At 65.9% G+C, this 13,787-nt stretch carries 15 protein-coding genes and 1 tRNA gene; 2 read left to right on the forward strand and 14 right to left on the reverse strand.

Annotated elements, in window-relative coordinates; genetic code table 11:
• Window positions 1–25: 25 nt before the first annotated feature.
• From HV701_RS22455 to HV701_RS22475, 5 genes are all read right to left on the reverse strand, one after another.
• Window positions 26–178, reverse strand: a complete 153-nt coding sequence (locus HV701_RS22455) for a hypothetical protein (RefSeq protein WP_175135196.1) — start codon at window positions 176–178, stop codon at window positions 26–28.
• Window positions 179–251: 73 nt separating this feature from the next.
• On the reverse strand, window positions 252–815 hold the full coding sequence (locus HV701_RS22460) for a DUF4286 family protein (RefSeq protein WP_175135218.1): 564 nt from the start codon (window positions 813–815) through the stop codon (window positions 252–254).
• 12 nt (window positions 816–827) lie between these two features.
• A complete protein-coding gene (locus HV701_RS22465) occupies window positions 828–1,358 on the reverse strand; it encodes a carboxymuconolactone decarboxylase family protein (RefSeq protein WP_175135219.1) in 531 nt (176 codons plus the stop codon).
• A gap of 2 nt (window positions 1,359–1,360) precedes the next feature.
• Window positions 1,361–2,317 carry a Bug family tripartite tricarboxylate transporter substrate binding protein gene (locus HV701_RS22470; RefSeq protein ID WP_175135220.1) on the reverse strand — a complete coding sequence of 319 codons (957 nt, stop codon included), beginning with the start codon at window positions 2,315–2,317 and terminating at the stop codon, window positions 1,361–1,363.
• Between the two features lie 58 nt (window positions 2,318–2,375).
• A complete protein-coding gene (locus tag HV701_RS22475) occupies window positions 2,376–3,242 on the reverse strand; it encodes an amidohydrolase family protein (protein WP_175135240.1) in 867 nt (288 codons plus the stop codon).
• Between the two features lie 102 nt (window positions 3,243–3,344).
• On the opposite strand from HV701_RS22475, the gene HV701_RS22480 reads away from it, so the two are divergent.
• Both HV701_RS22480 and argG read left to right on the forward strand, forming a co-directional pair.
• Window positions 3,345–4,262 carry a LysR substrate-binding domain-containing protein gene (locus HV701_RS22480; RefSeq protein ID WP_175135221.1) on the forward strand — a complete coding sequence of 306 codons (918 nt, stop codon included), beginning with the start codon at window positions 3,345–3,347 and terminating at the stop codon, window positions 4,260–4,262.
• Between the two features lie 69 nt (window positions 4,263–4,331).
• Window positions 4,332–5,672 carry an argininosuccinate synthase gene (argG, locus tag HV701_RS22485; RefSeq protein WP_175135222.1) on the forward strand — a complete coding sequence of 447 codons (1,341 nt, stop codon included), beginning with the start codon at window positions 4,332–4,334 and terminating at the stop codon, window positions 5,670–5,672.
• A gap of 138 nt (window positions 5,673–5,810) precedes the next feature.
• On the opposite strand, the gene HV701_RS22490 is transcribed toward argG, so the two are convergent.
• The 9 genes from HV701_RS22490 to HV701_RS22530 form a co-directional block, all read right to left on the reverse strand.
• The gene (locus tag HV701_RS22490) at window positions 5,811–7,739 is read right to left on the reverse strand and encodes a potassium transporter Kup (protein ID WP_175135223.1); all 1,929 of its coding nucleotides are present in this window, start codon (window positions 7,737–7,739) and stop codon (window positions 5,811–5,813) included.
• Window positions 7,736–8,761, reverse strand: a complete 1,026-nt coding sequence (locus HV701_RS22495) for a sensor histidine kinase (protein ID WP_175135224.1) — start codon at window positions 8,759–8,761, stop codon at window positions 7,736–7,738. The genes HV701_RS22490 and HV701_RS22495 overlap by 4 nt, the downstream gene beginning before the upstream one ends.
• Before the next feature lie 180 nt (window positions 8,762–8,941).
• A complete protein-coding gene (locus tag HV701_RS22500) occupies window positions 8,942–9,613 on the reverse strand; it encodes a response regulator transcription factor (RefSeq protein WP_175135225.1) in 672 nt (223 codons plus the stop codon).
• A 65-nt stretch (window positions 9,614–9,678) separates the two neighbouring features.
• On the reverse strand, window positions 9,679–10,158 hold the full coding sequence (locus tag HV701_RS22505) for an ExbD/TolR family protein (protein ID WP_175135226.1): 480 nt from the start codon (window positions 10,156–10,158) through the stop codon (window positions 9,679–9,681).
• Complete coding sequence (locus HV701_RS22510) at window positions 10,158–11,147, reverse strand: MotA/TolQ/ExbB proton channel family protein (protein ID WP_175135227.1); 990 nt, start codon at window positions 11,145–11,147, stop codon at window positions 10,158–10,160. The genes HV701_RS22505 and HV701_RS22510 overlap by 1 nt, the downstream gene beginning before the upstream one ends.
• A 1-nt stretch (window position 11,148) precedes the next feature.
• Window positions 11,149–11,946 (reverse strand): energy transducer TonB, encoded by a 798-nt coding sequence (locus HV701_RS22515; protein ID WP_175135228.1) that lies wholly within the window; start codon window positions 11,944–11,946, stop codon window positions 11,149–11,151.
• A 255-nt stretch (window positions 11,947–12,201) separates the two neighbouring features.
• Window positions 12,202–12,277 (reverse strand) — tRNA-Val (locus HV701_RS22520).
• A 146-nt stretch (window positions 12,278–12,423) separates the two neighbouring features.
• A complete protein-coding gene (locus HV701_RS22525) occupies window positions 12,424–12,696 on the reverse strand; it encodes an HU family DNA-binding protein (RefSeq protein ID WP_003812968.1) in 273 nt (90 codons plus the stop codon).
• Window positions 12,697–13,054: 358 nt separating this feature from the next.
• A complete protein-coding gene (locus HV701_RS22530; protein WP_175135229.1) occupies window positions 13,055–13,735 on the reverse strand; it encodes a Fe2+-dependent dioxygenase in 681 nt (226 codons plus the stop codon).
• Between the last annotated feature and the right edge of the window lie 52 nt (window positions 13,736–13,787).

Here is a 13,787-nt window from a genome sequence, read left to right on the forward strand (position 1 = left end):
TTTTCTGCCCGCATCGCGCGGACGTTCAGGGCGCGAGCGACGTTTCCCAGCGCACGATGGCGTCGACCACGGCCTGCGGCGCTTCCGGCACCCGTGCGTGGCCTTGCCGGCCACACGCCGGCTCTTGCTGACCTCGGGATACCAGCCATTGAGCCAGACGCTCGCGCACGATCACCATGCCGCGCTCGACGCGCCCCACAACGCCACCTTCGCCCAGCGCTTGTGCATCGTTGTCTCCCCGTTCCTCTGGCTCAAAGCACCTTCTGGAACATGGTGCGGCGCGTGTTACGGAATGACGGCCGCACACGACTGCTCCAATCGGTCGCGCGCACCGCCAGCCATGGCGGGCTGCCAAAGGTCTCGCGCGTTTCCAGGTCATAGCAGGCCAGGTAGCGCGGCCCCTGGTCGCGGCACTCGTAGCGTTGCGCGCGCACGGTGCCAGGCACCGAAGCCAGGCCCGGCAGGTGTTCCTGGTCGTACCACGCATTCAGATCGGCTTCGGCCTCGGGCAGCACGTCGGTCTCGACGATGTAGTGCCAGGGCGCATCCGAGCCGGCCGACGCGCCTGCCAGGTCCCGGGTTCGGTGCAGCACGCGTGCCTGCGCCCCCGGGAACAGCTCGGCCAGGCGCGCCTGCACTTCCGGCTGGCCGGCGGCATCGCCGTCGACATATACGTAGGTTTCATCCTCCTCGACCGCGGCGAAGACGCGCAGCCGCACGCCATCCAGCCCCTCGGTCAGGCGTTGCGCCATGGCGGCCGCGCGCGCTGCGTCGAAACGCTCACCCAGCGACACCAGCAATACCGTCTTGTCCATGCAAAGCTCCTTTCAGTGTCCCACACGCAACGCCACCAGGAAGCGCGACACCATGTTGTAGGCCGCCACCGTCGCGGTCAACTCGACCAGTTCCTGGTCGTTATAGCGCGCGCGCAGCGGCGCGAACAGGGCGTCCGGAACCTCGATGTCGCGGGTCATGGCGTCGGTCAGGGCCAGAACATCGGCCTCGCCCGCTTCCAGCCCCGGCACGGCGTCCGGGCGCGGCCCGTCGCGCAACTGCTCGACCACCGCCTGCGGCATCCCCGCGGCCAGCGCATGCGGCACATGCGCGTCGAACTCATAAGGCGCGTTGTTCAGGGTCGCCACGCGCAGGATGATCAGCTCGCGTACCCGCGGCGACAGCGAAGTGTTCAGGCGGATCGCGGTCAGCATCGCCTCCCAGCCCTGCACCACTGCAGGACTGTTCAGCAGTACCTGGTACAACGGCGAGACGCGGCCGCGCGCGGCTGCGATGCGCGCTTCCATTTCGGCCAGGGCCGGACGCGTGCCCGGCACGACCGGCGAGACTCGGCAGTCGCTCATGCTCACTCCGGGCGGATGTTCTTGCGCTGGATCAACGCGCCCCACTTCTCGCGATCGGCGGCGATCAAGGCCGCCAGTTCCTGAGGCGAACTGGGCGCGGCCTGGGCGCCGAACTTCTCCAGCTTGGTACGCACGGCGTCATTGCCGAGCGCGGCGCGCACGGCCTGATTCAGCTTTTCCACCGTGGCGGGCGGCGTGGCGGCCGGCGCCACAATGCCATACCAGTTGTTGGACTCGACCCCGGCGATGCCCTGCTCGGCCAGCGTCTTGACCTGCGGCAACAGGGGATGGCGCGTCGGCGCGGCAATGCCCAGCGCCTTGAGCTTGCCCCCCTGGATGTGGCCGATCAGCCCGGGCACGTCGCCGAAGAAACCGGCCACCTGATTGCCGAGCACGTCGTTGATCACAGGCGCGGCGCCCTTGTACGGCACATGCAGCACCTTGGCCTTGCTGGCATCGGCGAACATCTCCAGCGTCAGGTGCGGAATGCTGCCGATGCCCGACGAACCGATCGCCACCGACTGCGCGGCCGCTTGCGAGCGCTTGACGAAGTCCGCCGCGTCGGTCGCCGGGTTGGCCGGGTTCACCACGAATACGGTGGCATTGTTGACCACGCGCGAGACCGGCGCGAAATCACGCGCCGGATCATAAGGCAGATCCTTGTAGAGCGCCGGGCTGATGGCCACCGCGCCCACACTCGTCAGGAACAACACGGAACCGTCGGCGGGCGCCTTGGCCACGTAGGCCGCCGCGATATTGCCATTGGCGCCGGCCTTGTTCTCGACGATGACCTGCTGCTTGAGCTCTTTGCCCAGTTGATCGGCCAGTACACGCCCCACCAGATCCACCGGACCGCCGGGCGGGAAGGCGATGATCAGCCGCACCGGCCCCTCGGCATGCGCCGTGGCGCCCAGGCTGGCCAGACCCAGCAGGCCGGCGAACACGAATTTCTTGAACATGAATTGTCTCCTCGGGATATATCGTCTTGTTCACGCCCGTCGCCGGGCGTTGGCGCGGCTACGGAAAGCCATAGAGGCGCGCCGGGTTGTCCACCAGCACTTGCCGGCGCGTCTCGGCATCCGGGCAGGCCAGGAAAAAAGCATCGGCCAGCTCGCCATCGTCGGGCATATCGCCCGCCACGTTCGGATGCGGCCAATCGGTGCCCCACAGCGTGCGCTCGGGCAGCGCCTCCACCAGCGCGCGCACGAACGGAATGCCCTCGGCAAAGGGGCGCTTGCCGGAAGCGATGCGGTCGATGCCCGAGACCTTGACCCAGGCGCGCGGCTCGCGCGCCAGGTCCAGCAATGCCCGGAACGCGGGCGTGTCCATACCATCGGCGGTCCGCACACGGCCCATATGGTCGATCACGAACGGCACCGGCAGCGCGCGCAGGCGCGGCAGCAGCCCAGGCAGCATGGCGCCGTCCAGGTGCAGGCAGATGTGCCAGCCCAGCGGCGCGATCAGGCCGACGACGTGGTCGAACACCGCCGGATCGGGCGCGCCCCCCAGGTGCGGCACGAAATTGAAGCGCGCGCCGCGCACCCCGCCCTCATGCAACTGGCGCACCCGAGCCGCCGTGGCATCCGCGCCCAGCAGCGCCACGCCGCGATAGCGGCCCTGGCTCTGCGCCAATGCGTCGAGCAGGGCGGCATGATCGCTGCCGTGGCAATTGGCCTGCACCACCACCGCACGCTGCACACCCAGGTGCGCATGCAGCGCCGCCATCTTCGCGTATGGCGCATCCGGCGGCGTGTAGGAACGTCCCTCGGCATAGGGAAACAGCTCGGCCGGGCCGAACACATGGCAGTGCGCATCGCAGGCCCCGGCCGGCAGCGCGTGGCGGGGGCGGGAAGGCATGGCAAGCGGAGGACGGCAATCGGACACGGCGGGATCCAGCAGGAAAAACGCCATGCTCGCGGATTGCAGTCTGCTTAACAATGCTATATCTTTGATTTCAGATATAGAAAATATAAATACCTAATTTCCATGGATCTGAAGCAGATCGAGTATTTCGTGCGTGTGGCCGAGCGACGCAGCTTCTCTCGCGCCGCCGAAATGCTGGACGTGGCCCAGCCGACCCTGAGCCGCCAGGTGCGCCTGCTGGAACTGGAACTGGGCCAACATCTGCTCTACCGCAATGGCCGTGGCGCCGAGCCGACCGAGGCCGGCCTGCGCTTCCTGGAACATGCCCGCGCCCTGCTGGCCCTGGCCGACCGCGCCAAGCAGGATTTGCAGAGCCTGCGCGAAACGCCCACCGGCAAGGTCGTGGTCGGCCTGCCGCCACGCATCGCACGGGCTCTCACCCCGCCACTGGTGCAGGCATTCCGCCGCCGCTTTCCCGACGCCTCGATCGCCGTGGCCGAAGGCCTGAGCGCACAAATGCGCGAATGGTTGCTGGCCGGCCGGGTCGATCTGGCCCTGTTGTACGACCCGGCGCCATCGCCGCAGTTGGGCTACGAATCGCTGTTCCGGGAAAACCTGGTGTTGGTGGCCGCCCCCGATCACCAGCCGCCCCTACCCGCGCGCATCGCCGTGGCCGGCCTGGGCGCCTATCCGCTGGTGCTGCCCAGCCTGCCGAATGCCATCCGCACCCTGGTCGAGAGCGTCTGCCGCGCCCAGGGCGTGCGCCTGCAGGTCGCGGCCGAGGTCGACGCGGTGCAGACCATTGTCGAACTGGCGGCGCAGGGCGATGCCTACGCCATCCTGCCGCGCTCGGCCGCGCGCGGCCCGGCGGCAGAACATGTGCTGTCGCTCAGCGAAATCGTATCGCCCAGCATCACCAACAATCTGGTGCTGGCCAGCGCCCGCCACCGCCCCGCCACCCGGCTGGCCACGGCCACAGGCGAACTGATCCGTCAGTTGAACCTGGCGGCGTTGTTCGAGCCTATCCGGCAAAAGAGTTAAAATAGCGGCCAGATTTCTTGTTTGGCGGCTCGTTGCTGTCAAAGTCCCGTTGGCGTCTCACCTCAAACAATGACCACTATCCTCCCGAACCTTCCCACCGGCCAGAAGGTCGGCATCGCCTTCTCCGGCGGCCTCGACACCAGCGCGGCGCTGCTCTGGATGCGCAACAACGGCGCCATCCCCTACGCCTACACCGCGAACCTGGGCCAGCCCGACGAATCCGACTACGACGAGATCCCGCGCAAGGCCATGGCCTACGGCGCCGAGAACGCCCGCCTGATCGACTGCCGCGCGCAGCTGGTGGCCGAAGGCATCGCCGCCCTGCAGGCCGGCGCCTTCCACATCTCCACCGCCGGCATCACCTACTTCAACACCACGCCCATCGGCCGCGCCGTCACCGGCACCATGCTGGTGGCGGCCATGAAGGAAGACGACGTCAACATCTGGGGCGACGGCAGCACCTTCAAGGGCAACGACATCGAGCGCTTCTACCGCTACGGCCTGCTGACCAACCCCGACCTGAAGATCTACAAGCCCTGGCTCGACCAGCAGTTCATCGACCAGCTCGGCGGCCGCTCGGAAATGTCCGAGTACATGCGCCAGGCCGGCTTCGACTACAAGATGTCGGCGGAAAAGGCCTACTCCACCGATTCCAACCTGCTCGGCGCCACCCACGAAGCCAAGGACCTGGAACACCTGAATTCCGGCATCCGCATCGTCAAGCCCATCATGGGCGTGGCGTTCTGGCGCGACGACGTCGCCGTCAAGGCCGAGGAAGTCACCGTCCGCTTCGCGGAAGGCCAACCGGTCGCCCTGAACGGCGTGGAATACAGCGACCCGGTCGAACTGATGCTCGAAGCCAACCGCATTGGCGGCCGCCACGGCCTGGGCATGAGCGACCAGATCGAAAACCGCATCATCGAAGCCAAGAGCCGCGGCATCTACGAAGCCCCGGGCCTGGCCCTGCTGTTCATCGCCTACGAGCGCCTGGTCACCGGCATCCACAACGAAGACACCATCGAGCAATACCGCGAAAGCGGCCGCAAGCTCGGCCGCCTGCTGTACCAGGGCCGCTGGTTCGACCCGCAAGCGATCATGCTGCGCGAAACCGCCCAACGCTGGGTCGCTCGCGCCATCACCGGCGAAGTCACCATCGAACTGCGCCGCGGCAACGACTACTCGCTGCTCAACACCGAATCGCCCAACCTGACCTACGCCCCCGAGCGCCTGTCGATGGAAAAGGTCGAGAACGCCCCCTTCACGCCCGCCGACCGCATCGGCCAGCTGACCATGCGCAACCTCGACATCGTCGACACCCGCGCCAAGCTGTTCACCTACACGCAGACCGGCCTGCTCTCGGCCTCCGGCACCTCGCTGCCGCAGCTGAAAGACGAGGCCAAGAAGAAGTAATTCTTCCCGCCCAACGAAAAGCCCCTCGGCAACACCGAGGGGCTTTTTATTGCGCAAACACCGACAATGCCGCGCCCGTCAGTCAGGCACGCCGGGCGTCTCAGGAACCCGGCTCGTCCCAGACCCAAAAAAACAGGCCTACAACTCCACCTGCATCCCCATCTCCACCACGCGATTGGCCGGAATCTTGAAGAACTTGGTGCTGCGCGTCGAATTGCGCGCCATGAACGAAAACACCGCCCGCCGCCAGCGCAACAATGCCGGCTTCTTCGCCGCCACCACCGTCTGCCGCGACAGGAAGTAGGACGTGCGCATCGGCTCCAGATCCAGCTCCGGATAGGCTTCGGCCACCTGCCGCAATGCCTCCGGCACGTCCGGATCTTCCTTGAAGCCGTAGTTGATCGTCGCCGCCCAGCTCGACGCGCTCATCTTCTGCACCGAAAATCGCTCGTCCTCCGACACGTACGGCACGTCCGCCACCCGGATCGTCAGGAACAGCACATGGTCATGCAGCACCTTGTTGTGCTTCAGGTTGTGCAGCAGCGCCGGTGGCACATTGCCCGAATTCATCGTCATGAAAATCGCCGTGCCCGGCACCCTCGACGGCGGATAGGCCTCGAGTTGCTCCATGAACTCCTTGAGCGGCTGCCGGTCGCGCTGCTGCATGTCAGACAGCAGCCGACGGCCGCGCCGCCAGGTCATCATCAGCGTGAACACCACGATCGCCACCACCAGCGGCAGCCAGCCGCCCTCGTGGATCTTGAATACATTGGCCGAAAACAGCAGCACATCGAACATCAACAGCAGGCCCAGCACCGCAAACCAGAGCAGGCGCTTGACACCGGTGCTGCCGCGCGGCAGCACCGCGAAGGCCAGCACCGAAGTCGTCAGCATGGTGCCGGTCACCGCGAACCCATAGGCCGCGGCGAGATTGTCCGAATTGCGGAACAACAGCACCAGCACCAGCACCGCGCACAACAGCAACGCGTTGACCTGGGGCAGGTAGATCTGGCCCTTCTCCACCGCCGACGTGTGCAGGATCTGCATGCGCGGCCAGAAGCCCAGTTGCACCGCTTGGCGCGTCACCGAGTAGGCGCCCGAGATCACAGCCTGCGAAGCCACGATAGTAGCCACGGTCGCCAGCGCCACCAGCGGCGCCAGGGCCCAGTCCGGCGCCATCATGAAGAACGGATTGCGGATAGCGGCCGGATCGCGCAGCAACAGCGCGCCCTGGCCGAAGTAACACAGCGTCAGCGCCGGCAGCACCATGCTGAACCAGGCGCTGCGGATCGCCGGGCGGCCGAAATGGCCCATGTCGGCATACAACGCCTCGGCGCCGGTCAACGCCAACACCACCGCGCCCAGCAGCACGAAACTGATCCAGGGAAACTCGACGATGAAACGCAGCCCCCACATCGGATTGAGCGCGGCCAGCACCTCGGGCGTCTGCCACACTTGCCAGGCGCCCAGCGCCGCCAGCGTGCCGAACCACAACAGCATCACCGGCCCGAACAGCTTGCCCATGGCCCCCGTGCCGTGCGACTGGATCGCGAACAGCGCCACCAACACCACCAGCGCCAGCGGCACCACCCAGGGATCCAGAGTATGCGAAACAATGCCGATGCCTTCCAGCGCCGACAACACTGAAATCGCCGGCGTGATCATGCTGTCGCCGTAGAACAGCGCCGCGCCGAATATGCCCAGCACGATCAGGATCCAGCGCAACTTGCCCTCGCGGCTGCGCACCGCCAGCTCCAGCAGCGCCAGCGTGCCGCCTTCGCCACGGTTGTCGGCGCGCAGGACCAGCGTCACATACTTGAACGACACCACCAGCATCAGCATCCAGAACAGGATGGACAGCACGCCCAGCAAGTGGGCCGGCTCCAGGTCGGTGTGCACGCTCAGCCCCGTCAGGCAGGCCCGCAGCGTGTAAAGGGGACTGGTGCCGATATCACCGTACACCACCCCGAGCGCCCCCAGGATGAGTGCCGCGCGCGACGACGGTGCATGACCGGCGTGCGCCTGGCCGTTGGACGAGGAAGGAGCACTGACCGGGCCCTGGCTCATGATGTAGGTTCTTGCCGTGTGAGTTGAGCCCCCTTGCGAGGACCGGGAAACACGACCGACAGTCGTGTTCCGGAAAAATCGGGCCGGCTGGTGAGCTTCCACCAGGCGCCGTGCGCATGCGCGATCTCGCGCACGATGGCAAGGCCCAGGCCCGAGCCACCGGCGCTGGCCGATGGCGAACGATAGAACGCCTCGAAGACGCGATCGCGCTCTTCGGGTGGAATGCCGGGGCCGTCATCCTCGACCGTCAGCGACGGTGGATTGGCGCCGACGATCAAGGTGATCTTGCCGGTGGCGTTGCCGTAGCGCAGCGCGTTGTCGATCAGGTTGCCCAGCAATTCGGCCAGCAGCAAGGGATCGGCGTCGATCCAGATCGGCGCATCGGGCGCGACCAGATCCAGCTCATAGCGCGCCTCGCGCACCCGCGGAAACCATTCGGCGCCATGCGCCCGCACCCATTCGCACAGATCGATACGCACGAAGCTGTCCTGCGGCCGGGCATTGGGATCGGCGCGCGCCAGCACCAGCAATTGCTGGCCCAGCCGGATCATGCGGTCACTGACCGCCTTGATACGCTCGGCACGCGCCCGCACATCGTCGGGCAAGGGGCGCGCCAGCATCAATTCGGATTCCAGCCGCAGGCCCGACAGCGGGGTGCGCAGCTGGTGGGCGGCATGCCCGATGAAACGGCGCTGCGCCGCCAGCGAGGCATCGAGCCGCAGCAGCAGATCGTTGGTGTGGGTAACCAACGGCTCGATCTCGACGGGCACGCCAGCCACCTCCAGCGGCTGCATGTCGTCGATGGAACGCTGGCGGATCTCCTCGGACAGGTGATTGACCGAGCGCAGGCCGGAGCGCACGCCCTGCATCACGACCCAGGTGAACAGGCCGATCAGCATTACCTGCCCCACCACCATCAGCCAGAAGAAGTCTTCCAGCATCCAGAGCGACATGTCGATCTTATGGGTGATGACCCAGGTGGCCGCCAGGTCCAGCAGCACCAACAACAGGATCGGCGGCATCAGGCGGATGACCAAATGCCGCGCGAGCGAGCGGGACGGAAGCACTGGGCGGGGGGCGGCGGAAGCGGAAGGCGTGCGATCTGGCGTCATGACGCGGAGTCCTCGCTCAGGAGGACGTGCAGGGGAGACCGCCGCGGGCCGGCCAGGCTAGCCGGCATCCAGCGGCCGGGCGGGCGGCCGTCAGGCCGTTTCCACATCCAGCATGTAGCCGAAGCCACGCACCGTCTGGATGCTGGCGCCCGTGCCTTCCAGGCGCTTGCGCAGGCGGTATACGTAGACTTCCACGGCGTTCTCGCTGAAATCGGCATCCCAGGCCGACAGCGAATTGACGATCTGGCGCTTGGTGACCACGCGACCGACACGTGCCATCAGCATTTCCAGCACGGACAACTCGCGCACCGACAGTGACAGGCGCTGGCCGTTGGCCCGGACTTCACGGCCAACGGTGTCGAACACCAGAGGGCCGACTTCAATCAGCGGCTGCGCCTGCCCTGCCCGACGGCGGCCGAAAGCGCGCACGCGGGCGGCCAACTCGGGCAGTTCGAAAGGCTTGGTGACATAGTCGTCGGCGCCGGCGTCCAGCCCGGCAACACGGTCTTCGATGCCGTCGCGGGCCGTCAGAATCAGGACCGGAACCTGGCTGCCGTCCTGGCGCAGCTGACGCAGCACGTCCAGGCCGCTCATGCCGGGCAGATTGAGGTCGAGCAGCATCAGGTCATAGGGCTGGCCGGCAAGCGCGCCCAGGACGCGGTCGCCATCGGTCAGCCAGTCGACCGCATAACCCTGGTCGGCCAGAAATTCCTGGAGCGCATGGCCCAGGGTGGTGTCGTCTTCGATTACCAGAACTCGCATGCCGCGATTCTAGCGCGATCCCGGAAAAAACGGGGCGCGAAATGCGCCCCGTTGTTGGGAATCGTTCAAGGCTTGGACGGCGCCGCAGGGGCCCCAGTCGCTGCCGGCTCGTCCGCCGCCGCGCCGCCCGAAGGCGGCGTGGTGACGAAACCGATGCGCGTCATGCCAGAGCGACGGGCCGAAGCCATGACCTTGGCCAAGGTCTCGTAGCGGGTGTTCTGGTCGGCGCGGATACGGATTTCAGGCTGCGGCTTGTCGCCGGCGATCGACTTGAAACGGTTGGGCAGGTCGTCGATATTGACCGGCTTTTCGTCCCAGAACAGCGCGCCCCCGGCATCGATCGCCAGATCCACGGTCTTGGGTTCTTCCTCGATCTGCTCGGCGGCCACCTGGGGCATGTTGATCTTGATCGAGTGCGCCAGCAGCGGCGCCGTGATGATGAAGATCACCAGCAGCACCAGCATGACGTCGATCAGCGGCACCATGTTGATCTCGGAAACCGTATGGGTCCCGGACCCCTTGCCCTCGAAGCTGCCAAAAGCCATTATGCGCTCCCGCGTTGGGCCGCAGCGTCGTTACCGTGCTGACGGCGCAGGGCACGCACCTTGCTGTCCGACAATGCCACTTGCTGGCCGGTCGTCAGGAAGGCGAACAAGTCATGCGCGAACGCATCCAGGCGCGACAGGTAGACCCGGTTGTTGCGCACGAAAGTGTTGTAGGCCAGCACAGCCGGGATGGCGACCGCCAGGCCCAGGCCGGTCATGATCAGGGCTTCGCCCACCGGACCGGCGATGCGGTTGATGGTGACGCCATCGGACAGGCCGATACCGACCAGCGCATGGTACACGCCCCACACCGTGCCGAACAGGCCGACGAAAGGCGCCGTCGAGCCCACCGAGGCCAGCACCGTCAGGCCGTTCTCGAGCTTGGCGGTTTCTTCGTCGATCACCTTGCGCATGGTGCGGGTGACGAAATCGCTGCTCGAGCCCGCCTCCTCCAGCTTGGTGGCGCCGAACTTGTTATGGTGCGCCTGCGCGTACATGGCGTGGCTGGCCAGATGCGAGAACGGATCGCGCGCGCCGTGCGTCACGATTTCGTTTTCCACCTGCTCCAGCGAGCTGGCGTTCCAGAACTTGTTCAGGAAGTCGGCCGAGCGGCGGCGCATGCTGATGTTGCTGCCGACCTTGACCAGGATCAGGTACCAGGTCACCAGCGACATCAGGATCAGGATGATGAACAGGCTCTTGCCGACGACGTCGCTCTGGGCAACGAAGTGCAGGAAACCCATGTCGGGGACGGGCGCGGCGGCTGGCGCCGGCGCGACCGCGGGCAGCGCGGCGGCGGCGCTGTGCAGCGCGTCCGCGGACTGCTGGATCGCGCCAGTGGCCTGCTGAACGACGCCGCCCGCCGCGGCTGCGGCTTGCTGGGCGGCGGGAGCCGCGACGGCAGCGGCGGGTGCCGCAGCCGCCGGAGCCGCTGCCGGGCTGGTGGCCGCCTGCGCCACCAGGGTGGCGCTGTGCATTGCGTTGGACATCTCAGTTCCTCATTACGAAATCGAACGGAATCTTTGCTTTGGCGGGATAAGCCACGCCATTGCGGCTATAGGGTTTCATGCGGGCCTTGCGCGCGGCGGCCAGTGCCGACTCGTCCAGCCGGGGAAAGCCCGACGACGAATCGATCGTGGCACGCTCGACCAGCCCCTGCGTGTTGATTTCCACCAGGACAACCACCCGGCCCTCTTCGCGCATGCGCCGCGACGCCATCGGATAGTTGGGCATCGGCCGCGCGCCCAGGTACTCGATCTGGGTTTCCTGCAGGATCTGGTCGGGCGGCGGCCCCTGACGCGGCGCTTGCGTGGCCTGCGCGCCATCCGGCGCGCCGGTGGGCGGCGTCTCAACGGGGGGCTCCGGCTTGGGCTCGGGCTTGACCTCCTGCTTGGGCTGGGGCTTGGGTTTCGGCTTGGGTTTTGGCTTGGGCTTGGGCGCCGGCATCGGCGGCTTTTCGACCACCTCGGGCTCGGGTTCGGGGTCGGGCTCCGGTTCCACCTTGGTTTCCGGCTCGGGTTCGACCTCGGGCTGCGGTTCCGGCGGCGGCTCGACCACGGGCTGCGGCACTTCGGGCGCCGGATCGGCTTTGGCGACCTGGGGAATGGGCGCTTCGACCACACTCACCATGATGGCCTCGGGCTCCTCCAGTTCGGGAGGGTTATCGGGAGTCAGGTAGATGGCATAAACCACCGCGGCGTGCAGCGCGACGACCGCCAGGCCCGCGCCTATGCGTATACCAAGGGAAGATGGTGGTGAGGGGTTCAAACCACGTTGAAAGCTAGGCATGAATCAGCCAGGATGCATTGACTTATCTGGCCAACCCCGAAAATGCGCGCCAAGAACGCGCGCCGGCTGACCAGCACAAGCCAGACATGATATCTTAAATGCGAATGATTCGCACGTCATATTTCGTCTGCAACAGCATAACATTCGGCCGGGCGCCATGGCCTGCCTGCCCCTGCCCCCGCGCGCACCGCGAACGCCGCGCAAACAAAAAACCCGCCACGGTACCGTGTGCGGGTTTCTGATTCGGCTTGCTGATGGTGGGTGCTACAGGGGTCGAACCTGTGACCTACGCCTTGTAAGGGCGCCGCTCTACCAACTGAGCTAAGCACCCGTCTGATTTTGGTTTCGCCGCGAATGCGATGCGGAAAAACACTGCCGGGGTACTCAAAAGCAATACGCGGGCCGGAGTATACCGGACCGCGTACCTGTCGGCAAATCAAGGAGTGCCGCGCACGCCCGATCCGCCTTGCCGTCGATTTAGTTGACGGCGTCCTTCAGGGCCTTGCCCGGACGGAACTTCGGCACCTTGGCCTTCTTGATCTTGATGGTTTCACCCGTGCGCGGGTTGCGGCCGGTGCGAGCGGCGCGAGCCGACACGGCAAACGTGCCGAAGCCCACCAGGGTGACCGTACCGCCCTTCTTCAGGGTGGTCTTGACGGCACCGATCAGGGCGTCAAGCGAACGACCGGCGGCAGCCTTGGAGATATCGGCCTTGCTGGCAATGTGATCGATGAGTTCGGTTTTGTTCATTCAGGTGTACCCCTCACAAGGTATGGAGTCTGCCGGGAGTGCAGTTCATCATGGTGTCATGCAGGACATCACGACTCGGCGCGCATACCCGACAAACGACGAACAGACTAGTGGATAAACTTTTTCTTGCGCTGCAAAGCACAACTTTTAAACTGCTGCGCCGCTTAGGTTTCGAGGGCTTTGAAGCCCTCGAACCGTCAGCGACGCAGACGTGTATTAGGCCTTGGCGTAGAGCGGCTGTCAAGCGAAAACCTCACGATAAGCCGCACCAATACTAGCTTTTAGGCCTTTCCGCAATAAACATAAACGCGCATTTCGGGGTTTGCACGACAGCGCCTTGCCCCCCTTGGCGCGCGCCTCAAACATCGGCCCAGCGGCGCAGCAAATTGTGATAAATGCCAGTGAGCTGCACGATCGATGGGTGGCCCTGCGCATCCTGATTCAAGCGCTGGATCGCCACGTCCATGTCGAGCAACAGGGCGCGCTGGCTGTCCTCGCGCACCAGGCTCTGCATCCAGAAGAACGAACTGATCCGGGCGCCACGCGTGACCGGATTGACCTTGTGCAGGCTGGTGCCGGGATACAGCACCATGTGGCCCGCCGGGAGCTTCACGGTGCGCGGGCCGTAGGTATCGTCGATGACCAGCTCACCGCCGTCGTAGGCGTCCGGCTCGGAGAAGAACAGCGTGGCGGACAGGTCGGTGCGCACGCGCTCGGCGGTGCCGGCAATGCCACGCACGGCGTTGTCGACGTGATAGCCGAAAGCCTCGCCGCCTTCGTAGCGATTGAACAGCGGCGGGAATATCTTGCGCGGCAACGCCGCCGACATGAACAGGTTGTTGCCCGACAGGCGCTGCAGGATCAGATCGCCCAGTTCCTGTGCCAGCGGATGTCGCTCGGACAACTGGCGGTTGTGCTTGACCGCGGCGGATTGATGGCCGGCGGTGACCTTGCCATCCACCCAGTCGGCGGCTTCGAGGCGCTGGCGGAGGGTGGCCGCCTCGTCAGCGGAGAATACTTCGGCGATCTGTATCAGCATGGCTTCCTGCCCGGGTTGCGGCCGGCGCATCGCCACGCCGGAGACCCGTGGG

Source organism: Achromobacter pulmonis (genome assembly GCF_902859765.1).
GTDB classification, from domain to species: Bacteria; Pseudomonadota; Gammaproteobacteria; order Burkholderiales; family Burkholderiaceae_B; genus Achromobacter; species Achromobacter pulmonis.